Source organism: Stenotrophomonas sp. 28608_Sma (assembly GCF_056486185.1).
This window is the reverse complement of sequence record NZ_CM151308.1, coordinates 606,107-630,025: the sequence shown is the minus strand read 5'-3', so window position 1 is coordinate 630,025 and position 23,919 is coordinate 606,107. Positions and strand designations below refer to the sequence as shown.

The following is a 23,919-nucleotide window of genomic DNA, read 5'->3' as shown; positions in this document are numbered from 1 at the left end:
GGCCGCAGCCCGTCCACCGTAAAAAGAGATGCGGACAGCCCCGGATCGACGAGGAGACCGGTACCGCCCGCATCGATGAGCTGTGCCTGCAGGCCAAGGCACCACGGCCTGTGGTGCCTTGGCGCGGCCGCCTCATCGGCGGTGCCGCGATGCCGGGGCAGGAGCGCCCGGCGGGGCCATCGATGGCCGGGTCACGCCGTTCCGGGCGTGACGGGGTGCGTCAAAGCGTGGGGGACGTCATTGGGAGCGGTGTTTCGTACATTCGCAGAAGTCGTTGCTTGGCCAGCAGCTTCTCGCGCTTCATGCGACCCAGGGTGACATCATCGATCGGGAGTACACCCAACTCCGCGTCCATGCACTTCTTGTTCAACTTGCGGTGCTGGTCATGGAGTGCCCTGAACTCCGGATCACGCGCGCGACGGGCGTCGATCTCGCTCTGGGGCTGATCTTCAAACATGATGGACCTCCTTCGACAGATACACGAACGCCCCGGCCGCAAGGCACGGGGCGTTGTTCATGGAGGAGCGCCGGTCGATGGCCACCTGGACGCCTGCAACGACCTGCGGCACTGGCCTGCGCACGTCGATCTGCTGCGGTTCGCGCCCTGTTTGCATCGGCCCGGCCCTCCCATCGTCCGGTCCGCGGCATTGCGTCCCGGACGATTGACCCTACGCCTGCTCAAGGCGGGGTACAAGACCCCTGCGGCAAAAAGACCGAACCCCGCCGGGGCGGGGTTCAGGCTGAATGCTCATTGCAACGAAAAACAAACAATATCAAGCAATTACGGGGCGATGATGACCTCGGCCGAGCGTGCCCGGGTGGACGCCGCCTTCTTGCCGCTGAGCTGGATCCGGTTGCTCGCGACACCCGCCGCGACCAGGGCATCGCGCAGGGCCTCGGCACGCTTCTGACCGACCCCGTTGGCGCTGTCATAGGCCTCGATGCGCAGGCGGCCCTTCTTGCCGATGTTCAGGTACTCGGCCAGTGCCTTGGTCTGGTTGCGGGCCCCACCGGACAGGCTGGCGGCGCCAGCGGCAAATGCGTCACCATTGAAGGTGAAGACTTCGCCACGGCCATCGAACTTCGAACCCGGCAGCTTCTGCCCGGATACCAGCTCGGCTTCCTCGCGGGCCAGCTTGGCGGCGTTCTGCTGGGCGGCGCTGAGGCGCTGCTGCTGCTTGCCGGCCACGCTGGTCAGGGCATTCTCGGCATCCTGGCGGGCCAGGGTCTCGGCCTCGGCGGCCTGGCGCAGGCGCTCAGCCTCCTCGGCCTGCATCTGCGCCTGCATGCGCAGCTGCTCGGCCTCCTGGCGGGCACGGGCGGCATCGCGGCGGCTGGCCTCGATCAGCAGATCACTGCGGGTGCGCTCGAGGCGATCGACCTCACGCGCGGCCAATGCGGCACGCACGGCAGTCTCGGCAATCTCCACCCGGCGCTCGGCCAGGTAGGTGGCCAGCTCCTGGTCGCGGCGCTTGGCCTTGTCCAGGGTGGCGATGGCCTGCTGGGCCTGCATGCGCTCGAAGGCGCCCAGCTCAGCCGTGTCGGGATTGGCCTGGATGGCCATCAGACGCTGGCTCAGCTGCGCCACCATCGGGTTGTCGGCGGCCAGGGCCAGGGTCGGCAGCGTCAGCAGGGCAGCCAGGGTTGCGGCAGTCATCGGCTTCACCGGCGGTCCTCCCCGGTCGACAGCTGGCGTTGCAGCTGGTTGACCTCGTTGCGGCGCAGTTGCAGCTGCGCGGTGACGGTGGCTTCCTCGCTGCGGGCGCGGGCCAGGTCGGCATCGGCAGCGGCGCGCAGGGCGATCGCCGGGGCGTTCTTGCGCTCACGGCGGTCGCCGGCAGCACGCTGGGCCTGTTCCAGCCCCTGCCGGGCCAGCCCGATCAGGTCCGGGGCGTACTGGTCGGCGTCGGCCTGGGTGGCCTTGTCGACCGCCTGCCGGGCCTGGGCCAGTTCCAGTGCGCCGTCCTGCGCCCAGGCGGGGGCAGACAGTGCGAATGCAAACGCCATCACATACAGGCCATGGCGCATTCGTGCGAAGCTAAGTCGTTTCATTGGGGAGGCCGTACCGGTTGTCGGTTCACGGCCATTGTCGTCAAGCCGACACCGTGCTTGCAACGGGCGTCGGCCGTTTCGTTGGGGAAAATTCGCAATGGATATCGGCTACTTCCTGAAGCTGATGACCGAAAAGAACGCTTCGGACATGTTCCTGACCACCGGAGCACCGGTCTACATCAAGATCGAGGGGAAGCTTTATCCGCTGGGCAACACCGGCCTGCCGCCGGGCATGGTCAAGAAGATCGCCTACTCGCTGATGGACGAAGGCCAGGTGCCGCAGTTCGAGCGCGAGCTGGAGCTCAACATGGCCATCGCCCTGCCCGATGCCGGGCGCTTCCGCGTCAACGTGTTCAAGCAGCGGGGCGAAGTGGGCATGGTCATCCGCGCCATCCGCAGCCGCATCCCGAGCATCGAGGAGCTGAACCTGCCGCAGGTACTGAAGGACGTCATCATGACCCCGCGCGGGCTGGTGCTGGTGGTGGGGTCCACCGGTTCCGGCAAGTCCACCTCGCTGGCGTCGATGATCGACCACCGCAACAGCACCACCACTGGTCACATCCTCACCATCGAGGACCCGATCGAGTACCTGCACAAGCACAAGATGTCGATCGTCAACCAGCGCGAGGTCGGGCTGGACACCCATGCCTTCCACAACGCGCTGAAGAACGCGATGCGTGAAGCGCCGGACGTGATCCTGATCGGCGAGATCCTGGATGCGGAAACGATGGAGGCAGCGATCGCCTTCGCCGAAACCGGCCACCTGTGCCTGGCCACCCTGCACTCCAACAACGCCGACCAGACCATCGAGCGCATCCTCAACTTCTTCCCGGAAAGCGCGCACAAGAACGTGCTGATGAACCTGGCGCTGAACCTGCGTGCGGTGATCAGCCAGCGCCTGGTGAAGAACAAGGAGGGCCGTCGCCTGCCGGCCACCGAGGTGCTGATCAACACGCCGATGATCCGTGACCTGCTGCGTCGCGGCCAGGTGCACGAGATCAAGGCGGCGATGGAAGGCTCGCTGGAGGAAGGCATGGAGAGTTTCGACCAGTGCCTGTTCCGTCTGGCCAAGGCCGGCATCATCGAGCAGGAGGAAGCGCTGCGCGCGGCCGACTCGCGCGATGGCCTGGCCCTGAAGTTCCGCCTGTCCGAAGGCAGCAGCGGCGAGCACGACCCGTATGCGGATTTCTCGGCCGGGCAGCCAAGCATCACTCACGGGTTCTGACCGCACGAAAAAGGGGACGGTGGGGATTAAGTCGTAAGTGCATTTACGACTTAATCCCCACCGTCCCCTTTTTCTGAAGAATTCAGGGGCGGTCTCATCCAATGAGACCCCTCATCCGTAGGTTTCCTCAATGGAAACCATCCGCAAGCTGGCCATCCTGGCCGATGCCGCCAAATACGACGCCTCCTGCGCCTCCAGCGGCTCGGGCAAGCGCGATTCGCGCGCCAGTGGCGGCATCGGCAGCACCGAGGGTATGGGCATCTGCCACAGCTATACACCCGATGGCCGCTGCGTTTCATTGCTGAAGATCCTGCTGACCAACTTCTGCGTCTACGACTGCGCCTACTGCGTGAACCGGGTCTCCAGCAACGTAGCCCGTGCACGTTTCAGCGTGGACGAGGTGGTCGCACTCACCCTGGACTTCTACAAGCGCAACTACATCGAGGGGCTGTTCCTGTCCAGCGGCATCATCCGCAATGCGGACTACACCATGGAACAGATGGTGGAAGTGGCCCGGCAGCTGCGCGAAGAACACCGCTACGCCGGCTACATCCACCTCAAGACCATTCCCGAGGCCTCGCCGGAACTGCTGGCCAGTGCCGGGCGCTATGCCGACCGCCTGTCCATCAACGTGGAACTGCCGACCGAAGCCGGCCTGAGCGCCTTGGCGCCGGAGAAGACGGTGCATTCGATACGCGGCGCGATGGGCGAACTACGCTGGCGCATCGAGGAAGCCAAGGAGGCGCGCAAAGCCCCCGCAGCGGTGGCGCCGAGGGCCAGCCGCAGTCCACACCCTCCCCGTTTCGCACCCGCCGGGCAGAGCACGCAGATGATCGTCGGCGCGGACGGGGCCAACGACCAACAGATCCTGGCCAGCGCCGATGCGCTGTACGGCAACTATCGGATGCGCCGGGTGTACTACTCCGCGTTCAGCCCGATTCCGGACGCCAGCCGGCAGCTGCCACTGCAACCGCCTCCGCTGCAGCGCGAACATCGCCTCTACCAGGCCGACTGGTTGCTGCGCTTCTACGGTTACGGCGTGGATGAGATTACCGATACCACCCAGGACGGCATGCTCGACCTGGACATCGACCCGAAAATGGCTTGGGCGATCCGTCACCCCGAGCGCTTTCCCGTGGATCTCAACCGCGCGCCGAAGGAAATGCTGCTTCGCGTACCCGGGCTGGGCGTGCGCAACGTGAAACGGGTGCTGATGGCACGCCGCCACGGTCGCCTGCGGGTTGCCGATGTAGCACGCCTGAAGGCACCGATGAGCAAACTGCTTCCGTTTGTGCAGCTGGCTGACCACCATCCACGCAAATCGCTGGACGATCCGGCGGCGCTGCGCGCGCAGTTGGCCCCACCGCCTCGTCAGGGATCGCTGTTTGATGCACCGCCCGCCGCCTGACGCGCAGCGCTGGTCGCTGCGGGTGGACCCGCAGTGGTCGCTGCAGGCCTGGCGCGACGCTGCGCGCGAAGCGTTGCTGCGAGGCGTGGCCCCGCCTCAGCTGGACTGGCTGGAAGGGAGCGAAACGTCGTTGCTGGATGCGCCGGCCGTGCAGCGGGCGCCGATGCTGGCTGATGCCAGTGCACCCAACGTGCCCCGCGATTTCCTGGAACTGGCGGCCACCTGCCTGTGCCATCGCGACCCCCAGCGACTGGCCTTGCTGTATCGCCTGCTGTGGCGCATCGTCCATGGCGAGCGTTCGGTGCTGAGCAACCCCGCCGACGCCGATGTCCTGCGCGCAACGGCGCTCGCCCAGGCCGTCCGCCGTGACACGCACAAGATGAAGGCATTCGTGCGCTTCCGCGAGGTGCCTGGCCAGCCTGATGCGTTCATCGCCTGGTTTGAGCCACAGCACCACATTGTCGACCGGGTCGCGCCCTTCTTCGCGCGCCGCTTCACCGGCATGCGCTGGGCGATCCTCACGCCTTCGCGCAGCGTCGCATGGGATGGGCAGGCGCTTGCCTTCGGCCCCGGCGCACGGCGCGAGGATGCCCCGGCCGAGGATGCGCGCGAATCACTGTGGCAGACCTACTACGCCAACATCTTCAATCCGGCGCGACTCAATACACGGATGATGATGCAGGAGATGCCGGCAAAGTACTGGCGCCACCTGCCGGAGGCCCAGCTGCTGCCACGCCTGGTGCGCGATGCGGCCGACCGCGTGCAGGAAATGCATGACCGTCCCGCGCAGGCGCCGCAGCGCAGGATCCCCCTGCGTGCAGGTGTTGCGATGCCAGCAGCGGATGCCAGCAGTCTGGAGAATCTGCGCGGACAGGCCAGCACCTGCCGCCAGTGCCCGCTGTGGGAGCAGTCCACGCAGACCGTGTTCGGGCAGGGGCCTGCAGACGCCCGCATGATGCTGATCGGGGAACAACCTGGCGACACCGAGGATCTGCGCGGACAGCCGTTCATGGGTCCTGCCGGTCAGCTACTGGACCGTGCGCTGACCGAACTGGGAATCGATCGCGCGACGCTGTACCTCACCAACGCGGTGAAGCACTTCCATCATGAACGGCGCGGCAAGGTACGGCTGCACAAACGACCGGAAAGCCGGCACATCCAGGCCTGCCGCCCCTGGCTGATGGGCGAGATCGCGCGCGTGCGGCCCCAGGTGATCGTGTGCCTCGGCGCAACCGCGGCAGCCTCGGTATTCGGCCGTGATTTCGACCTGTCACGTGACCGCGGACGCTGGCACACCCTCGAGGACGGCACCCGCGGCTATGCCACGGTGCACCCGGCATGGGTATTGCGGCAGACCGACGATGCGCGCCGCGAGGATGCCTATCGGCTGTTCCGCGATGATCTGGCCCGATTGCAACAAAAAGGGGACGGAGGGAATTAAGTCGTAAGTGCACAAACGACTTAATCCCCTCCGTCCCCTCTACTTTCAGGCGGCGTCGGGCTGGTTTTCCGGGCGTGCGCGGTCGAAGGCGTCCACTGCCTGGCACGCCGCTTCGATGCGGCGCAGGGTCGGGTACGGCGTCAGGTCCAGGCCGAAGCGATGCGCGTTGTACAGCTGCGGCAGCAGGCAGATATCGGCCAGGCCGGGACGGTCACCGTGGCAGAAGGTGCCCGTCGCGCTGCTGTTGGCCAGCATCGCTTCCATCGCAGTGAAACTCTCGGCGATCCAGTGCAGGGTCCACTGCGTGCGGGCGTCGGCCGGCAGCTGCAGGGTGCGCTCCAGGTACTGCATCACCCGCAGGTTGTTGATCGGGTGGATATCGCAGGCCACCAGCTGGGCCAGCGCACGCACCCGCGCACGGCCGGCGGCATCGGCCGGCAGCAGCGGCACCTGCGGGAAGCGCTCGTCCAGATACTCCAGGATCGCCAGCGACTGGGTCAGTGCATGCCCGTCATGCAGCAGGGTTGGCACCAGCTGCTGCGGATTGAGCGCGCGATAGGCGTCAAGGTGCTGCTCGCCACCATCGCGTACCAGGTGCACCGGCCGGGCTTCCCAGGCCAGGCCCTTCAGCTCCAGACCGATGCGCACGCGGTAGGCGGCGCTGGATCGCCAGTAGGTGTACAGCACGATGCCGTCGTCGACCGGGATCTCCATCGCCGCCTCTCTGCTCAGGGCCTGGTCGCCTGTTCGATGCGCTGCTCGATCGCACCGAAGATGCTGTTGCCGGCGGCATCGAGCATCTCGATGCGGACCACGTCGCCGAAGGACATGAACGGCGTGCTCGGCTTGCCGTCGCGCAGGGTCTCCACCACGCGCTGCTCGGCGAAGCACGAGGCACCCTTGCTGGTGTCTTCGTTGGCGATGGTGCCCGAGCCAACAATGGTGCCGGCGCTGAGCGGACGGGTCTTGGCCGCATGCGCGACCAGCTGGGCGAAGTTGAACTGCATGTCCACGCCGGCTTCCGGCGCGCCGAACCACTGGCCGTTGATGTGGGTCAGCAGCGGCAGGTGCACCTTGCTGTCCTGCCACGCGGCGCCCAGCTCGTCGGGGGTGACGAACACCGGCGACAGCGCCGAGCGCGGCTTGGACTGCAGGAAGCCGAAGCCCTTGGCCAGCTCGCCCGGAATCAGGTTGCGCAGCGAGACATCGTTGACCAGGCCGACCAGCTGGATATGGCCTGCGGCCTGTTCCGGGGTGGCGGCCATCGGCACGTCGTCGGTGATCACCACGATCTCTGCTTCCAGGTCGATGCCATAGTCCTCGCTGACCACCTTGACCGCGTCGCGCGGACCGTAGAAACCGGCGCTGGTCGCCTGGTACATCAGCGGGTCGGTGTAGAAGCTCTCCGGCACCTCGGCGCCACGGGCGCGGCGCACGCGCTCGACATGCGGCAGGTAGGCGCTGCCATCGACGAACTCATAGGCACGCGGCATCGGCGCGGCCAGCGCCTGCGGGTCCAGGTCGAACACGCCATCGGCGTCGCCCGCGTTGAGCGATTCGTACAGGGCGTTCAGGCGCGGCGCGATGTGGCTCCAGTCCTCCAGGGCCTGCTGCAGGGTGGCGGCAATGCCGGTGGCGCGCACGCCGTGGCGCAGGTCACGCGAGACGACGATCAGGGTGCCGTCGCGGCCGCCTTCCTTCAAAGAACCAAGCTTCATGGGTGGGTGTCCGGAGTCGTGGGCAAACAAGTTTCAAGTGTAATCAAATCTGCGTCGACGCCAAGCTGCAGCGCGGCATCGGCCCACCCTACCGTAGTGGGGGGTTCGGCAGGGTTGCACCCTGCACCTGCTTCAAGCCAGGGCAACGTCAACAGCAACAGCCGGCTCTGGGTTGTCTGTGAGCTGGGCGGGACGGTGTGGGTGGGCAGGACACGCCGTAAACCCGTCCCTGGTGGCTCGATGGCGCCATCCATGGCGCCAACGGTCCTGCCCACCCACACCGTCCCACCCCTGACAATTTCCCGATGACGGATCGAACATCCACATCATTCATCGTCGAAATCCGTCAGATATCGAAATTGATCGAATGAGATTCGACAGATCGCGGAAAACTCTCGAAGGCGGGGTGGGTCCGGTTGCGGGGGCGTGAGCCGCATGGATGCGGCGACCGAGCTTACATGGGTGAGGGCGCTTTGCTTGCGAAGCATTGCTTCGCAAGCGCCCGAACGCACAGCCGCCAGCGGCTGGGCCGGGCCCCGGAGGGGGACTTGCAGCGCCCCCCGCAACCGGACCCACCCCGCATCCCTCAGGAAACCGGCTTTTGACGTTGACGTTGACGTTGCTTCGGCCTCTGCGGGTGCAGGGCGCAGCCCTGCAGAGAGCCCCCTACCTGAACAGGCCTTTTTGCGTGAAGTCTCAAACATCGTTTAGACTTGCAGGGTCTGCAGCGGCCGTCCGTTTCCCTCCGGGACCGCCGGCGACCAGGGTCCGCCCTCTTCGCCCGCCCCCACTCCGACGCCGTTCGTCACGCATTCCAGCCTGCGCTCCGTGCCGGCTGCACCCAATTCTCGCAGCGCGGTTCACGGGAACGCTCCGAGTCAGCCGATCAGTTTGATCTGCCCCCGTCTGTCCGTTCGGACAGGCGTTTCTTGTACTTGGAGCAATCTCAATGTCTTTTGAATCGCTGGGCCTGGCGCCCTTCCTGCTGCGTGCGCTCGCCGAGCAGGGCTACGAAAACCCGACCCCGATCCAGCAGCAGGCGATCCCGCTGGCGCTGGCCGGTCGCGACCTGCTGGCCGGCGCTCAGACCGGCACCGGCAAGACCGCCGCCTTCGGCCTGCCGCTGCTGCAGCACCTGGGCACCGCCTCGCAGGAAGTGCGCAGCGGCCCGCGCAAGCCGCGCGCGCTGATCCTGGCCCCGACCCGCGAGCTGGCCACCCAGGTGCATGACAGCCTGCGCGGCTACAGCAAGTACCTGCGCATCCCCAGCGCCTGCATCTACGGCGGCGTCGGCATGGGCAACCAGCTGGACATCCTGCGCCGTGGCGTGGACCTGCTGGTGGCCTGCCCGGGCCGCCTGATCGACCACCTCGAGCGTCGCAGCATCGACCTGTCCGGCATTGAACTGCTGGTGCTGGACGAAGCCGACCGCATGCTCGACATGGGCTTCCTGCCGTCGATCAAGCGCATCCTGGCCAAGCTGCCGAAGCAGAACCGCCAGACCCTGCTGTTCTCGGCCACCTTCGAGGACAACATCCGCCAGCTGGCGCTGGAGTTCATGCGCAACCCGGAACAGATCCAGGTCACGCCGAAGAACACCGTCGCCGAAACCATCACCCATCGCGTGCACCCGGTCGATGCCGGCCGCAAGCGCGACCTGCTGCTGCACCTGCTGGCGCAGGACAGCCGCGAGCAGACCCTGGTGTTCGCCCGCACCAAGCACGGCAGCGACAAGCTGGCCACGTTCCTGGAAAAGTCGGGCATCAAGACCGCGGCGATCCACGGCAACAAGAGCCAGGGCCAGCGCCTGCGTGCGCTGGGCGACTTCAAGGCCGGCCGCGTGACCGTGCTGGTGGCCACCGATATCGCCGCGCGCGGCATCGACATCAACGAGCTGCCGAAGGTGATCAACTTCGACCTGCCGATGGTGGCCGAAGATTACGTGCACCGCATCGGCCGCACCGGCCGCAACGGCGCGACCGGCCAGGCGATCTCGCTGGTGGCGCAGGATGAAGTGAAGCTGCTGCGCGCGATCGTGCGCCTGCTGGGCCGCGACATGGACATCCGCGATGTGCCGGGCTTCGAGCTGCAGACGCCGATCCGCTGGGGCAACAGTGCGCCGGGCAAGGCCGAGCACGATACCGGCGAGCGCGCACCGCGCAAGAGCCACGCACGCCGTCCGCACGGCGATGCGCCGCGCCATGCGCATGCGGGCCCGAAGAAGGCCGGTGGTGGCCGTCGCGAGGGCGGTGGCAATGGCCAGCAGCGTGCAGGCGCCGGTCAGGGCCAGCGTCGTGGCGGTGGCGGCAATGGTGGCGGCCGTGGCCGCGGCCAGGGTGGCAACGGCGGCGGTCGCGCCGGCTGATCGCAGCTGACATGGAGGGTGCTTCCCGCTGCGCGGGGGCTATCGAGGGACGGCGCTGACGCGCCGTCCTTTTTTTTGTTGCGGGCTACCGGGTGATAAAGCACGCGGTGGCAGTACCGAGGGCGGATGGGCATGGGGGCAGCGCAGAACACGCTGTAAATACGTCCATGTAAGCTCGATGGCGCCATCCATGGCGCCAACGGTTCTGCGCTGCCCCCATGCCCATCCGCTTCAAGCATTGCCTGCACCTTCTTCTCCCGCCGGGTAGCCGGGAGAAGAAAGATCAAATTCAAATTCAAATTCAAAGGCAAAAGCCGAAGTCGCAATTCCTGGTTCTGCTTTTGCTTTCGCCCTTGCTCCCGCCTTGGGGTTCGATGCGTCCGCGCCCGCAGGAAACTGTCGAGGGGAGGCCGGGCGGGCTGCGCAGGACCGTGAGGCGCATGGATGCGCCGATCGAGCTTACATGGACGTATTTACAGCGTGTCCTGCGCAGCCCGCCCGGCCTCCCCCCCACACGCATCAATCGAGGCGCGCAAAGCCTCAACCCCGCGCTTTACTCGGATTCACCAGATTCCCGAAGAAGATCGCGTTGATCAGCAGTCGATCCGTCCCGTGCCAGTACTTGCGATGCGCCGGATCATCGGCGAACAGCACCACGTTGCCCTGCCCCTGCGCCGACACCAGCAGCCACGCGCTGCCCGCCACCCGCGTGCGATTGCGCTCGGACAGATAGCCATTCACCCGCGGCGGCGTGTCGATGCGTACCACCGTCGAGAACGGGTTAGCGCTTGGCTGCAGCGTCACCGTGTTTTCCTTGTTGATCGCCAGCTGCCGGCGTGGCACGCCAAACGCCAGCGGATGGCTGGTATCCACGTCGGCACTGAGGATGTTGCCGCTGACCCGCTCGATCGCGGCGATGTCGCGCTGGTCGCCGAACGCACGGCGGCTCTCGTCCGCGGTCTCTTCTTCCTTGCCAAGCTTCTCGCCGTCGGCGAGCTTCTGTTCGATCGCCCACTTCGAGGCACTGCCATAGGTAACCAGTGAACCACCGGCCTGCACCCAGCGCTTCAGTGCAGCCACCGCCGTGGCATCGATGCCTGTGTAGGTTCCACCGGACAGCACGATGGTGGTGTAACGATCCAGCGGTGCTTTGCCCAGCTGCTGCGGATCCAGCTTGCTGGCGGGCAACCGCAGCTGCTGGTCCAACAGGAACCAGGCCGAGCCGATCTCGGTGGCGGCCACGCCCTCGCCCATCACCAGCGCAACCGCAGGTTTGCGCAGCGCTTTGACGCCATCACTGCCGAGGTCGATGCCCTTACGGCTGCGGCCGCTGGACAGCGCGTGCACCTGCACACCGGCAGCACGCGCGGCAGACGTCACGGCTTCAAGCAACGCCGTGCCCTGCAGTGATTGCCCGGCCACCGGAATCACCAGGCTGCCGGCGGCGAAGTTGACCTCGCCCTGCGTGGTCGCGGTGGTGAACGGCTGGAATGCCGCGCGTGCATTCACGCCCTTGCCCTGCAGCGCGGCCAGCGCGCGCCCGGCATTGTAGTCGCGCCAGTCGATCGCGTAGGCGAATCCTGCCTGGCCGCCCAGCAGGGTGCTCTGCTCCGCCGGCAGCGCCGCCACGCGTGCGCCGCCGTCGATGCGGCTGCGGCTACCGGCGAAGGCCACACCGTAGGCCGGTGCAATCGCGTAGCTGGTGCTGCCGTAGAACACATCGCCCTTGATCGGCGGCGTCTCGGCAAAGATCGAATGCACCAGGCGGAACTGCGCCTGCTGCACCGGCACCACGTAGGCGCTGCCGGCATCGAAGCGCTGGCCATCGACACTGACGTCACGTTCCAGCGCGCGCACCTCGATGCGATGCAGCAGCAACAGTTCCAGCAAACGACGGGTCAATGCGGGGTCATGCGCATCGCCGAATACGAAGCTCTTCACCGGCTGCTGTGCGGCCTGCTTCAACGCGCTCTGGAAGAACTGCTTCTGCAGGTCGAACAGGCCGCTGCGCTCGGCTACCGCGCCGCGCACCGTGCCCAGCCCGGTAGCCACCTGGTTGCGGATGGTGAACGGGAAGGTCAGCAGGCCGTTCACCGATTCCTGCACGCGGCCGCGCGAGCTGGCCTGCTCGACGGTAACGCCGACGGCACCGTGGAAATCAGGATAGGTCGAGCCGTACACCGGCGAGAAGTTGTCGAAGTTCTCGCCGGTGTAGTACAGCGAGCCCAGCGCATCCAACGCCTGCGCGTGGTACTTGGCCAGGGTCTTGTTGAATTCATACGACGCCGCTGGAATCAGCGGGCTGTGCATGCTCTTCGGCGACGGTTCGAAGTAATAGGTGCTGTCCTTGCCCATCTCGTGGAAATCAATCTGCACGTTCGGGTACCACTGGTGGAACACCTCCACCTTCGGCCGCGAGTCCTGCTGGGTCAGGGCCAGCCAGTCGCGGTTGAGATCGGTGAAGTAGTGGTTGGTGCGGCCCTGCGGGAACGGCTCAACGTGTTCCTTGTCGGCCGGGTCGGCCGAGGCCGGATCAGAGGCCCAGGCGTTGTGCCAGTTGGCGGCACGATCACGGCCATCCGGGTTCTGCGCCGGGTCGAACAGCACCACCGCCTGCTGCAGCCACTGCTGGGTTTCGGCGCTGCGGTTGGCCACCAGGTAGTACGCCGTCAGCATCGCCGCTTCGGCACTGGAGGTCTCGTTGCCATGCACGCTGTAGCCCAGCCACACCACCACCGGGCTGTCACCGGCGGCGCTGCGCGGCTGCGCCGGATCGGCCAGGGTCGCGTGCTGCTGGCGGATCTGTTCCAGCCGCGCGTGGTTGCCTGCAGCAGTGACGGTGGCGATCAGCAGCGGGCGACCTTCATAGCTGCGGCCGATCTCGCGCACGCTGATCTTGTCCGAGCGTTTCGCAAGTTCCTGGAAGTACGCCACCAGCTGGTCGTGCCGGGTGTAACGGCTGCCGATCGGGTAGCCGAGGAACTGCTCCGGCGTGGGCACCGCTGCATCGAACGCCGCTGCGTCGGTCACCTGCGGGAAGAAGTACGCGCTCTGTGCCTGCGCCGGCTGCGGCGAGGACAGTGCGGTGGCGGCGGCAAGCAGCAACGGAAGAACGGCACGGCGATGCAAGGACACGATGACTCCCCTGGAACACAACGGCAGACAGTCGCGCGGCCGGTCCCTTCAGGTGACCGGCCGCGGCGGATGGATCAGAAGCGGTAATCGAAGCCCAGCGTGAAGTAGCGGCCACGCAGGTCGTACTGGCTGAAGTCGTACGGCGCGCGGATGCCCGGGAACGAGGCGTCGTACGGCGGCGTCTTGTCGGCCAGGTTCTGCACCTTGGCGTACACGGTCAGCTTGTCGATGCCGGTGTAAGCCAGGTACAGGTCGTACTGGCTGTAGCTGCCGACACGCTGCTGCACGGCCTTGGCGGCGGTACTGGCTTCCTGGCGGTAGCTGCTGGTGTAGTACCAGGTCACGGCTGCGTTGAAGTCGCCGTACTTCCAGTCCAGCGTGGTGGTGGCCTTGTCCTTGGGCAGGGTTGCGCCCAGGTTGCTGCCGGCGTAGTCCACCAGTGGGCCGCCGACCACGGTCGGGCGACGGTAGTCGCGCACGTGGGTGTAGGCCGAGGACACGGTGAAGTCACCCAGCGCAGCGGTCGGGATGCGCTGGCGCAGCTCGACGTCGATGCCCGAGGTCTTCAGCTCGCTCAGGTTCTGGTAGCGGTTGTAGACCGCCTGCAGCTTGCCGCGCTCATCGCGCTGCACGGCGCCGGCCACGTTGTCGTTGACCAGGGTCTGGGTGTTGTTGGTGCCGACCAGGTTGTCCAGCTGGATGCGGTAGTAGTCCACGCTCAGGTTGGTGTTGGCCCACGGCGACAGCACCACGCCGAAGTTCACGCTCTTGGTGCGCTCGGGCTTCAGTTCGTTGTTGCCGACGGTGAAGAAGGTGGGGTTCTGACGCGAGCCCGGCACGTCCGGGTCACGCGGATCGACCACGCTGCCGTAGGCGATGCTGGTGCTGTTGGAGTTCTCCGACAGCGACGGCGCACGGAAGCCCTTCGAGGCCGAGGCACGCACCAGCAGGAAGTCGAGCGGCTGCCAGCGCAGGCCGATCTTCGGCGAGAACGCATCGCCGAAATCATCGTAGTGATCGGCGCGCGCGGCAGCGGACAGCTCCAGCGTCGATGCCAGCGGCACGTTCACTTCGGCGTAGGCCGCACTGACCTGGCGCTTGCCGTGCACTTCGGCGATGGCCGGGCGCACCTGCAGGCCTGCGTCGATCTGCCACGGGTTGTTGGAATCGAGCTTCTCGCGGCGCCACTCGGCACCGGCGGCGAAGCCGATCTCGCCGGCCCAGGTATGGCCCAGGCTGCCGGAAATCTTCGCATCGATGCCCTGCAGCTTGGACTCGGCCGGACGCAGCGTGGCGATGTTGATCGAGTCGCGCACCGACTGCGGGGTGGCGGCCGGGTTCAGCAGGTTGTAGCTGCCCGTTGCCAGCGCATCGGCCAGCGCCCAGCGGTTGGCGAAACCGCCAGAGACACTCTCACGCTCGCTGCTGCGCGCGCCGAACGCGGCCACTTCCCAGTCCCACTTCGCGGTGGTGCCACGCAGGCCGAACACGCCGCGGTAAGCGGTGGAGCGGTTGGTCTTGAGCGTGCCGCCCAGGTCGAAGAAGGTGTATTCGATCGGGATCGCACGGCCGTACGGGTTGTACGGATTGTTGGCCGGCAGCAGCGACGACACCGGCTCGGCCAGGCCACTGTCCGCGTTCAGTGCGAAGCGGCCGCTCTCCAGGGTGAAGAACGGGCTGCTGCCGAACCACGCGGTGCTCTTGATCTGGCTGTACAGCACTTCGCCGAAGGCTTCGACGTTGTCGTTCAGGCGGAAGGTACCGTTGGCATAGGCCTGGTAGCGCTTGGTCGAGGGAATCAGCGTGGTGAACGGCGCCTGGTTGAAGCCGCAGGTATCACCGGCCAGGCCGTCGATCGGTGCGCTGGCGACGCGGGTAGTACCGGCCGGGCAGTTGCCGCTGGCATCGAGCATCGGCACCGACACACCGTTGACCAGATAGCGCGCGCCCTTGGCCGACCAGCCGTTCCAGCGGCCACCGGGCTTGTCGGTGTAGATGCCGCTCTTGGTCAGGTTGCGTTCGTCCTGGTCCAGGCGCTCGCGGTTGTAGCCCTGCAGGCTGAAGAGGATGTTGTAGCCATCGGTATCGAGATCACCGAGGCCGCCGACGAACTTCAGGTTCTGCTCGTGCAGGCCGCCCTGGTCGGCGCCGCCGAAGCTGCCGCCGATCTCGGCGCCTTCGAAGTTCTGCCGGGTGATGATGTTGACCACACCGGCCACGGCGTCGGAGCCGTAGACCGCCGAGGCGCCATCCTTGAGCACTTCGATGCGTTCGACCGCGACCAGCGGAAGCGCGTTGAGATCGACAAAGGTGTCGGACAGGCCACCGGCCGGGAAGCCGTAGTTGGCCAGGCGACGGCCATTGAGCAGCACCAGCGTGTTCTTCTGCGACAGGCCACGCAGGCCGATGCCGGCCGAGCCGGAGGCCCAGCCGTTGTTGGTGGTTTCGTTGCTGGCGTTGCCGGTGTTCGCCGAGATCGAGCGCAGCACATCGGCCACGGTGGCCTTGCCGGTCTGTTCCAGCTGCTGGCGGCCGATCACCTGCACCGGGTTGGAGGCCTCGGTATCGGTGCGCTTGATGTTGGAACCGGTGACGCGCACGGCAGCCAGGGTGCTGGCTTCGCCACTGGCGTCGGCGGAGGTTTCGGCGGCGGCGGACAAAGGCGCGGCCAGAGCGACGGCCAGGGCCGCCACGAGCAGGGTGTGCTTGGGCATGACGATGTGGGGGAGGTGGTAAGGGCGACGAAGTTCCGCAGTAGTCCATGCTTGGCCGGGGTCCGGCCAATAACATCTCTTCATACGGATATAAGAGAAACTATCATCTCTTCATCCGGATGGAAAGAGTTGCTTCACGAAAGTCCAACATCCGCTCAGGCTGGCCGGCCATCTGCGGCGTACAATCGCGTCATGGAAATCTTCAAAGTCTTCATGCTCGAGGCGGCGCACCGCCTCCCCAACGTGCCGCCGGGGCACAAGTGCGCGCGCCTGCACGGCCACTCGTTCCGGGTGGAACTGAAGGTCGAGGGCGAGCCTGGCGCGCAGACCGGCTGGATCATGGATTTCGGCGACGTGAAGGCGGCCTTCCAGCCGATCTACGACCGCCTGGACCATCACTACCTCAATGACATCCCCGGCCTGGAGAACCCGACCAGCGAGAACCTGGCGGTGTGGATCTGGAACGAGCTCAAGCCGAGCCTGCCGGCGCTGAGCGAGATCACCGTGCACGAAACCTGCACGTCGGGGTGCCGCTACCGTGGCCCCACTGCCTGATCAACCCATTGATCTGAAAGGTGTTTCAAAGGCGCCTCGGGCGCCTTTGTTATTTTTGTTGCATTGCCGCATCAAGGGCGTATGCTGCATTGCATCAAGCCACTCCCTGATGCCCCATGGCCGCCGCCTTCAGCGATCGCTTCAGTGATGCCACCCGCCAGCTCGCCGCCGCGGCAACGCGTGCGAACCGGTTGGCGTTGGAGAACGCGGAAAGCATGTTCGGCGTGCAGCTGAAGGTGATGGAGCGCAACCTGACCGCGACCGGCGGCTGGCTGGGTGAACTGGCCCGCGGCGAGGATGCGGCCGGGACGCTCTCCAAGGGTGCGCAGCTGTGGCAGGACAACCTGCAGCGGCTGGGCCAGGCCCAGCAGGACGTGGTTGGTCTCGGCCTGCAGGCCAGCAAGGCCTGGTCCGAACTGGTGCAGGGCTACAACGAATCAACGGCGGACGCGAACAACCACTGACGCGACGCAACGCTCATTGCGTGGGTCCCTCCCCCCACGCAATCCGGACCCGGCAGATCCCTCCCTCTGCCGGGTCTTTTTTTACCTGGCGTTTGGATTGAAGAGCGCTTCTTCGCCTGGATTCCCTGCGAGCTGAGGGGCCCCGCCGGGGCAGGCAGGGGCCTGGGCAAATGTCCCCCGGCGCCGGCCGTTGGCCGTCACCTCCTCCTTTACTTTGCCCAGACCCCTGCCCGCCCCGACGAGGCTCGGCTTACGGCAGGTAAAGCGCAGCGCTCGTGGCGCCTTTCAACTAGGCGCCGGAGGACATTCGTACGCAAGGGCCTCCGCCCCGCGCCACGCTGATTCAATCCGCTGCACGCAATGCAGAAACGGCTCAGCGCCCGCGACCACCGTGCCAATGCTGGTGCCACGCCTGGAACATCAGCACGTTCCACAGGTGCGTGTGCCACTTGCGCTCGCCACGCAGGAACGCCTCCCAGATACCGCGCACGCGTGCCACATCGAAGCAGCCCTGGTTGCGCAGCAGCTGCGGATCCAGCAGCGCCTCCGCCCAATCGCGCAGCGGGCCCGCCAGCCAACGCGCCATCGGCGGGCCGAAGCCGCGCTTGGGACGGTACACCAGCGGTTCCGGCAGGTAGCGCGCCAGCAGGTGCTTGAGGATCCGCTTGTGCTCACCATCGTGGTACTTCAGGTGCTGCGGCAGGCGCCAGGCCAGACGCACCACCTCCATGTCCAGCAGCGGCGCACGCGTCTCCACGCCCGCCGCCATGCCGGCACGGTCGACCTTGGCGAGGATGCCCTCGGCCAGATCCATGCGGAAATCCAACAGCTGGATGCGCGCCTCGGCCGGCAGCGCAGAGTCCTGCTGCTGGAAGATCGTCATCGGCTCACGTGCGCCCAGCACCACCTGCGCCGGCTGCCGCCAGCGGGTGACACGTTGCAGGTAATGCCCTTCCACATCGTTGGCGGCAACCTCGGCCACCAGCGCACGCCAGCCGCCGAGGCGGCCACGCTCGACGTTCATGCGGTTGCCACTGCGCCGCGCCAGATCACGCACCCAGTCCGGCAAGCCACCACAGAGGCGTGCATTGCGCAGCGCCCGGCCATAGCTGGGATGACCGAAGAACAGTTCATCGCCACCGTCGCCGGTCAGCGCCACCGGCTTGCGCGCGCCCAGCAGTTCACTGGCCAGCAGGGTCGGCAGCTGCGAGGCATCGGCGAACGGTTCGCACCAGACCTGCGGCAGGCGCTGCAGCAGGTCCAGGCCCTGGCGCGCATCCATCCGGTGCAGATGGTGCTGCACACCCAGGTGGCGAGCGACCTGCGAGGCCCAATCGCTTTCGTCGTGGCCGGGATCGTCGAAGCCGACCGTCCAGGCCTCGATCGGCAGCGTCGACTGCGCCTGCATCATCGCGGTCACCAGCGACGAGTCGGTGCCGCCGGACAGGAACGCACCGCAGGCCAGCGGCGAATGCATGCGTGCCGCGATCGCCTTCTGCAACACCACTTCCAGCTGGTCGGTGGCCTGTTCCAGGCTCGGCGCCGGCTGCAGGGGTTCCTGCAGCGCACTCTGCATCGCATCGCGTGCGCACCAGTAGCGCGCGCCCCCTTCCGCCGCCTGGCTGGAACCGCCGGCAGCGTGGTCATCCAGATCGACGCGCAGCACCGCGCCGGCCACCAGCTTGTGGATGCCCCGGTAGATGGTGTGCGGCGCCGGCACATAGTCGTGGCGCAGCAGCAGGCTCAGCGCATCCTGGTCGATGCTCGGCGCGAAACCGGCGAAGGCCTGCAGCGCCTTCATTTCCGAGGCGAACAGGAACTGGCCCTGGAACCAGCCGTAATACAGCGGCCGCTCGCCAACCGGATCACGCGCCAGCCACAACTCACGCGATTCGCGGTCCCAAACACTGAAACCGAACGCGCCTTCGATACGCGACAGCGCCCGCTCTACGCCCCATTCAACGATCGCCTGCAGCAGCAGCCGGGCGTCACTGCAGCTGCGTGGCAGCTCGCGCAGCTGCGCCTGCAGGTCGGCGCGGTTGTACAGGCGGCCGTCCAGGCACAGCACGTAACGGCCACAGTCCGAGCTCAGTGGCTGCAGCGGAGTGTCGGTCGGCGCCCGGCAGTGACCCAGCGCCAGACCGGCCTCGGCGTCGGTCCAGTAACCGATGCGGCCCCGGCCACGCTGCTGCAGGGCGCGCAGCATCGGCGCCAGCTGCTGCAGCAGGTGTTCGTCCTCGGCGGGCGGCAACCAGGCCCCGACCACGCCGCTCATCGGGCACCTCCGTAGCGGCAGCGGCGGGACGGGTTCAGCAGGCAGGGGGCGGCGAGCGACATGGGAACGGCACGCGGAGCGGAGGAGACTCCATGCTCGGCGCCCCACCTGCCCCGCGTCAGTCGCTTTGCTGTCAGCGATGGTCACCAGACGTATCACGAAGGTAACGTTTTGTAACGGCAACAAGCTATGCTGGGCGCCAAGTTGTTGCCAGGCCTGAGGCCCGGCCCGAGCGCCAGCAACCCCGGCTGAATGGCGCCCGCCCCCGGGACCCGGGCGGCCCGCAGGCTGGGATAGCATCGCCGCGCTCGTGCCGTGGCGGTACGTTTGCGCCCACGGAGGCCTTGAAAATGCTGGATATCGTACTGGTTGAAGACGATGCCCGCCTGGGTACGATGGTCAGCGACTATCTGCGGCGGCATGGCTACCAGGTGGCCCATGAGCGCAGTGGCGAGCGCGCGGTGGCCCGGATCCTGGCCGAGAAGCCGGCCCTGGTCCTGCTCGATGTCGGCCTGCCCGACCAGGATGGTTTCGAAGTGTGTCGGCAGATCCGGCCCCACTATGACGGCATCATCTGTGTGCTGACCGCCCGCACCGACAACATTGACCAGGTGCTGGGACTGGAGCTGGGGGCCGACGATTACATCGGTAAACCCATCGAACCGCGGGTGCTGCTCGCCCGCCTGCGTGCCCATCTGCGCCGCCACCGCCGGGTCGAACCGCGCGACGGCAGCCTGCGCTTCGGCGAGCTGAACATCGACCCGTCCACCCGCAACGTGCACCTGCAGGGCGGCCTGCTGGAGCTGACCACGGCCGAGTTCGACCTGCTGTTCCTGCTGGCCAGCAACGCCGGCCAGATCCTGGACCGCGATGCGCTGCTGCGCGGCCTGCGTGGCATCGCCTTTGACGGCCTGGACCGTTCGATCGATGCGCGCATCTCGCGCCTGCGCCGCAAGCTGGGCGACAACCCTGAACAACCGGAGCGGATCAAGACCGTCCGTGGACGCGGCTACCTGTTCAGCCGCTCGGCATGGGGATGAAGCGCACGCACTCGGCGATGCGCGGCCACGCCTTCCACTTCCTGCGCTACGGCATCGGCTTCCTGGTCGCCCACCTGCTGCTGATCGTGCTGGGCCTGTGGGCCTGGGATGCGCTGCTGGAAGACCGCACCGAAGCCAGCCTGCTGGCCGAGATGCGTGGCACCCATGCGCTGCTGCAGCAACGCTTCGCGGAAACACCACGTGACCAGTGGCCGGCGCTGGCACGAGGGCTCGACGCCGACTTCGCCTATGCCCTGCGAATGGTGCCGCTGGCCGAGGCGGAGAAGGCGCTGTCGGCCAGCCAGCGACCGCCGTTCAACAACGGCCGTGTGCAGATCGACCTGGAACACATGCGCAGCCTGCAGCGGATCGGCGACAGCAACTATGCCGTGATGCTGGGGCCACTGGATGAAGCGTTGCCTGAGGAAGGCTGGCAGGACAGCGAAGTGTCCGGCGTGGCGATCCTGCTGCTGATCCTGATGGTGGCCGTGGCGCTGCCGATGTACGTGATGGTCTACCGCCTGTGGCGCGACGTCTCGCAGCTGGCCCAGGCCGCCCGGCAGATGCGCGATGGTCAGCTGGACACGCGTGCGCCGCGCGCCGGCACCGCGCTGGTGCGGCCGCTGGCCAATGCCTTCAACCACATGGCCGAGCAGCTGCAGCAGCTGCTGGAAAGCCAGCGCGTGCTGGCGCAGGCGGTGGCGCACGAAGTCCGCACGCCGTTGGCGCGGATGCGCTTCGGCCTGGCCGACCTGGAGGACACCGCGCTGGACGAGATACAACGCGATGCGCTGGGTGGCCTGCGCACCGACGTCGATCGCCTGCAGCACCTCACCGATGCCGGCGTCGAGTACGCCGCGCTGGGCCGCTGCCATCAGCTGACCCGCCAGCGCCTGCAGCTGGCCGCGCTGGTCCGTGGCGTGGTGGCCCAGTTCGCACCGCTGCCGCTGCCGGTACAGCAGGCGCTGTCGCCAGCAGGCCTGGTCAACGTCAACCGGCATATGCTGGAACTGGCGCTGCGCAATCTGCTCGGCAATGCCTTGCGCTATGCGCGGCGGCAGATCCGCATCGCCAGCACGGTCAACGATGGCTGGCTGTGCCTGCAGGTGGAGGACGACGGCCCCGGCATTGCGCCCGAACTGCGCGGCCAGGTGCTGCAACCCTATGTGCGGCTGGACCCGGGCAGCCCCGGTTTCGGTCTCGGCCTGGCACTGGTGCAGGTGGTGGCCGACAAGCATGGCGGCCACGTTGAAGTGACCGACTCCGAACTGGGCGGTGCCTGCATCCGCCTGCACCTGCCTCTGGAAAGCGGCGGTGCCGTGGTGAGCGAGGCGGCCTGCTAGGCCGCCGGCTCCGCGCGCGGCAACGCGAACACGAACAGCGCGCCACGCTCACTGTCGCGCAGTTCGATGCGGCGGCCATGCAGCTGCACGATACGCTGCACGATCAACAGGCCGAGGCCACCGTTCTCGCCACGCCGTGCGCCCAGTGCGGCCGGCGCCTGGAACAACTGTGCGCGCAGCGCCGCTGCCACACCGGGACCATCATCGGCCACGCTCACCTCGATGCTGTCCGCGGTCGCACGCAGGCACACTTCGATCCGCCCACCTTCCGGCGCGTGCCGCAATGCATTGTCGAGCAGGTTGGTCAGCACCCGCTCGACCAGGCCCAGGTCGGCACGTACCAGCGGCAGGCCGGGCGGAAATTCCGCGTGCAGGCGCTGGTTGCGCGCCTGCGCGGCCAGCTCGAACTTCTGCAGTACGTCCTGCAGCAGCTCCGGCAGCGCGAACACTTCCCACTCCAGACGCACTTCACCGTGCTCCAGCCGCGCCAGCTCGAACAGCGCGCGCGCCAGCCGGCCAACCTTGGCGCTCTGTGCCAGCGCGATACCGAGGTAGCGGCGGCGCTCGTCCGGTGACAGCGTGGCGTCCTTCAGCGCCAGCGTTTCCAGGTAGCCATGCAGCGACGACAACGGCGTACGCAGGTCGTGCGAGATGTTGGCAACCAGCTCGCGCCGCTGCAGGTCCTGCTGGCGCAGCTGCTGCCACTGCTCCCCCAGCCGCTGCGCCATCTGCGCATGTGCATGTTCGAGAATTACCAGCTCGTCGCGCTCGCCCGGGCGCAGCGGTTCGGGCGGCGGCAACGGTGTCGGCGCATCGATATCGAAGGCTTGGATGCGCCGGGTCAGCCGCCGCAGCGGACGCGTCACCCAGTAGAACGCCACCAGCCCGGCCAGCAGGCCGAGGCTTCCGACCAGCATCACCGACCACCATGTGGTGTTCCACTGGCTGCCGGCCGCGAGGTCGTCGGCCAGCATCTGCCGGTGTTCGCCCACCAGCACCACGTACACATAACCGGCCTGGCGGCCCTGCACGATCAACGGTGCAGCACTGAACACCTTGCGGCCATCGGCGCTGCGCGGGTCATCGCCGAGGATCGGCAGTGGCGCACCCGACAGCAGGCGGCGTAGCGGTGCCACGTCCACCTTGTTGCGCACCAGATGGCCGCTGGGCGCGTCGTGGCCGAGAATGCGGCCTTGGTCGTCCAGCAGGTAGACCTCGACGCTGGGATTGACCGCCATCAGCTGGCCGAACAGCGCACGCACCGCAGCATCGCGCATGCCGCTGGTGTCCATCAGTTCGCTGCGTTGGGCGATGTGTTCGGCCAGGCCCAGCGACAGCCGCTGCACCACTTCCTGCTCATGGCGGGTGTTGGCGCGCATCTGCAGTGCCAGCAACGCCATGCAGCACATCAGCATCAGCGCGGCGATCACCGCCGCCAGCTTCTGCCACAGATTGGGCTTGATCATGCCGCCGCCCCGGCCGGGTCGACCAGCTTGTAGCCGCGGCCCCACACCGTCAGCAGCCGCCGCGGGTTGGCCGGGTCCGGCTCGATCTTGCTGCGCAGGCGGTTGATGTGGGTATTGACCGTATGCTCGTAACCATCGTGCTGGTAACCCCAGACCTGGTTGAGCAGTTCCATGCGTGCGAACACCTGGTCCGGGTGGCGGGCGAAGAACAGCAGCAGGTCGAACTCGCGCGGGGTCAGTTCCAGCGCATTGCCATCCACCGAAGCGGTGCGCGCGACCGGATCCAGCTGCAGCCCGCCCAGCTCGATCGCGCCCGCATCGATGCGTGCGCTCTGTGCCATCGCCTCGGCGCGGCGCAGCAGGGCGCGCACCCGTGCCACCAGTTCCGGCATCGAGAAGGGTTTTGCCAGGTAGTCGTCCGCGCCCAGCTCCAGGCCGACAATGCGCTGGGTCTCACTGCCGCGCGCGCTGATGATAATGATCGGCACGTAGCGCGCCATCGCGCGTGCACGCTGGCACACCTGCAGGCCGTCGACACCGGGCAGCATCACGTCCAGCACCAGCGCATCCCATGGGCCGTCCTGTTCCAGCAGGCGCAGGCCACCGTCACCGCTGGCGGCGTGGGCCACGTCATAGCCTTCATCGCCCAGGTGCATGCGCAGCAGGTCAGCGATGTGGGCATCGTCTTCGACGATCAGCACGCGTTTGGTCGACATCG

General features: G+C 67.0%; 18 protein-coding genes. 8 read left to right on the top strand and 10 right to left on the bottom strand.

Annotated elements, in window-relative coordinates; translation table 11 throughout:
• Positions 1–220: 220 nt before the first annotated feature.
• From ACZLHH_RS02815 to ACZLHH_RS02805, 3 genes are all read right to left on the bottom strand, one after another.
• Positions 221–457 (bottom strand): HP1242/YdcH family protein, encoded by a 237-nt coding sequence (locus ACZLHH_RS02815; RefSeq protein WP_004154075.1) that lies wholly within the window; start codon positions 455–457, stop codon positions 221–223.
• A gap of 324 nt (positions 458–781) precedes the next feature.
• Positions 782–1,666, bottom strand: coding sequence for an OmpA family protein (locus tag ACZLHH_RS02810; RefSeq protein ID WP_080356499.1), 885 nt, complete (start codon positions 1,664–1,666; stop codon positions 782–784).
• On the bottom strand, positions 1,663–2,028 hold the full coding sequence (locus ACZLHH_RS02805; RefSeq protein WP_049398394.1) for a DUF4398 domain-containing protein: 366 nt from the start codon (positions 2,026–2,028) through the stop codon (positions 1,663–1,665). The genes ACZLHH_RS02810 and ACZLHH_RS02805 overlap by 4 nt, the downstream gene beginning before the upstream one ends.
• Positions 2,029–2,149: 121 nt before the next feature.
• Between ACZLHH_RS02805 and ACZLHH_RS02800 the strand changes: the two genes are divergently transcribed.
• The 3 genes from ACZLHH_RS02800 to ACZLHH_RS02790 all read left to right on the top strand — a co-directional run bounded on the left by ACZLHH_RS02800 (position 2,150) and on the right by ACZLHH_RS02790 (position 6,126).
• Positions 2,150–3,277 carry a PilT/PilU family type 4a pilus ATPase gene (locus ACZLHH_RS02800; RefSeq protein WP_032127971.1) on the top strand — a complete coding sequence of 376 codons (1,128 nt, stop codon included), beginning with the start codon at positions 2,150–2,152 and terminating at the stop codon, positions 3,275–3,277.
• Positions 3,278–3,407: 130 nt separating this feature from the next.
• Positions 3,408–4,685, top strand: coding sequence for a putative DNA modification/repair radical SAM protein (locus ACZLHH_RS02795; protein WP_049461330.1), 1,278 nt, complete (start codon positions 3,408–3,410; stop codon positions 4,683–4,685).
• The gene (locus tag ACZLHH_RS02790) at positions 4,666–6,126 is read left to right on the top strand and encodes a UdgX family uracil-DNA binding protein (protein ID WP_071227723.1); all 1,461 of its coding nucleotides are present in this window, start codon (positions 4,666–4,668) and stop codon (positions 6,124–6,126) included. Before ACZLHH_RS02795 ends, ACZLHH_RS02790 begins: the two co-directional genes overlap by 20 nt.
• A 45-nt stretch (positions 6,127–6,171) precedes the next feature.
• On the opposite strand, the gene maiA is transcribed toward ACZLHH_RS02790, so the two are convergent.
• Positions 6,172–6,840 carry a maleylacetoacetate isomerase gene (gene maiA, locus ACZLHH_RS02785; RefSeq protein ID WP_049461325.1) on the bottom strand — a complete coding sequence of 223 codons (669 nt, stop codon included), beginning with the start codon at positions 6,838–6,840 and terminating at the stop codon, positions 6,172–6,174.
• 14 nt (positions 6,841–6,854) lie between these two features.
• Positions 6,855–7,844, bottom strand: a complete 990-nt coding sequence (locus ACZLHH_RS02780; protein ID WP_032127967.1) for a fumarylacetoacetate hydrolase family protein — start codon at positions 7,842–7,844, stop codon at positions 6,855–6,857.
• A gap of 949 nt (positions 7,845–8,793) precedes the next feature.
• Between ACZLHH_RS02780 and ACZLHH_RS02775 the strand changes: the two genes are divergently transcribed.
• Positions 8,794–10,209 (top strand): DEAD/DEAH box helicase, encoded by a 1,416-nt coding sequence (locus ACZLHH_RS02775; protein ID WP_049461652.1) that lies wholly within the window; start codon positions 8,794–8,796, stop codon positions 10,207–10,209.
• A 540-nt stretch (positions 10,210–10,749) separates the two neighbouring features.
• On the opposite strand, the gene ACZLHH_RS02770 is transcribed toward ACZLHH_RS02775, so the two are convergent.
• Together ACZLHH_RS02770 and ACZLHH_RS02765 are read right to left on the bottom strand one after the other, a co-directional pair.
• Positions 10,750–13,344, bottom strand: coding sequence for a M14 family zinc carboxypeptidase (locus ACZLHH_RS02770; RefSeq protein WP_049461653.1), 2,595 nt, complete (start codon positions 13,342–13,344; stop codon positions 10,750–10,752).
• 74 nt (positions 13,345–13,418) lie between these two features.
• Positions 13,419–16,058, bottom strand: coding sequence for a TonB-dependent receptor plug domain-containing protein (locus tag ACZLHH_RS02765; protein WP_049461654.1), 2,640 nt, complete (start codon positions 16,056–16,058; stop codon positions 13,419–13,421).
• Positions 16,059–16,250: 192 nt separating this feature from the next.
• Between ACZLHH_RS02765 and queD the strand changes: the two genes are divergently transcribed.
• Together queD and ACZLHH_RS02755 are read left to right on the top strand one after the other, a co-directional pair.
• Positions 16,251–16,613 carry a 6-carboxytetrahydropterin synthase QueD gene (gene queD, locus ACZLHH_RS02760; RefSeq protein WP_005407953.1) on the top strand — a complete coding sequence of 121 codons (363 nt, stop codon included), beginning with the start codon at positions 16,251–16,253 and terminating at the stop codon, positions 16,611–16,613.
• A 116-nt stretch (positions 16,614–16,729) separates the two neighbouring features.
• Positions 16,730–17,077, top strand: coding sequence for a phasin family protein (locus ACZLHH_RS02755; protein ID WP_014035870.1), 348 nt, complete (start codon positions 16,730–16,732; stop codon positions 17,075–17,077).
• A gap of 373 nt (positions 17,078–17,450) precedes the next feature.
• Here the strand turns inward: ACZLHH_RS02755 and asnB are convergent, their stop codons facing one another.
• Positions 17,451–19,352: an asparagine synthase (glutamine-hydrolyzing) gene (gene asnB / locus ACZLHH_RS02750; protein ID WP_049461655.1), complete on the bottom strand. Its 1,902-nt coding sequence runs from the start codon at positions 19,350–19,352 to the stop codon at positions 17,451–17,453.
• Positions 19,353–19,702: 350 nt separating this feature from the next.
• Here asnB and ACZLHH_RS02745 point away from each other — a divergent pair, with 350 nt between their 5' ends.
• Positions 19,703–20,392, top strand: coding sequence for a winged helix-turn-helix domain-containing protein (locus tag ACZLHH_RS02745; protein WP_049461656.1), 690 nt, complete (start codon positions 19,703–19,705; stop codon positions 20,390–20,392).
• On the top strand, positions 20,389–21,735 hold the full coding sequence (locus ACZLHH_RS02740; RefSeq protein WP_049461657.1) for an ATP-binding protein: 1,347 nt from the start codon (positions 20,389–20,391) through the stop codon (positions 21,733–21,735). The genes ACZLHH_RS02745 and ACZLHH_RS02740 overlap by 4 nt, the downstream gene beginning before the upstream one ends.
• On the opposite strand, the gene ACZLHH_RS02735 is transcribed toward ACZLHH_RS02740, so the two are convergent.
• Together ACZLHH_RS02735 and ACZLHH_RS02730 are read right to left on the bottom strand one after the other, a co-directional pair.
• Positions 21,732–23,201, bottom strand: a complete 1,470-nt coding sequence (locus ACZLHH_RS02735; protein ID WP_049461658.1) for a sensor histidine kinase — start codon at positions 23,199–23,201, stop codon at positions 21,732–21,734. The two genes, ACZLHH_RS02740 and ACZLHH_RS02735, sit on opposite strands and share 4 nt — an antisense overlap.
• Positions 23,198–23,917, bottom strand: a complete 720-nt coding sequence (locus tag ACZLHH_RS02730) for a response regulator transcription factor (RefSeq protein ID WP_012509950.1) — start codon at positions 23,915–23,917, stop codon at positions 23,198–23,200. Before ACZLHH_RS02730 ends, ACZLHH_RS02735 begins: the two co-directional genes overlap by 4 nt.
• Positions 23,918–23,919 lie beyond the last annotated feature (2 nt).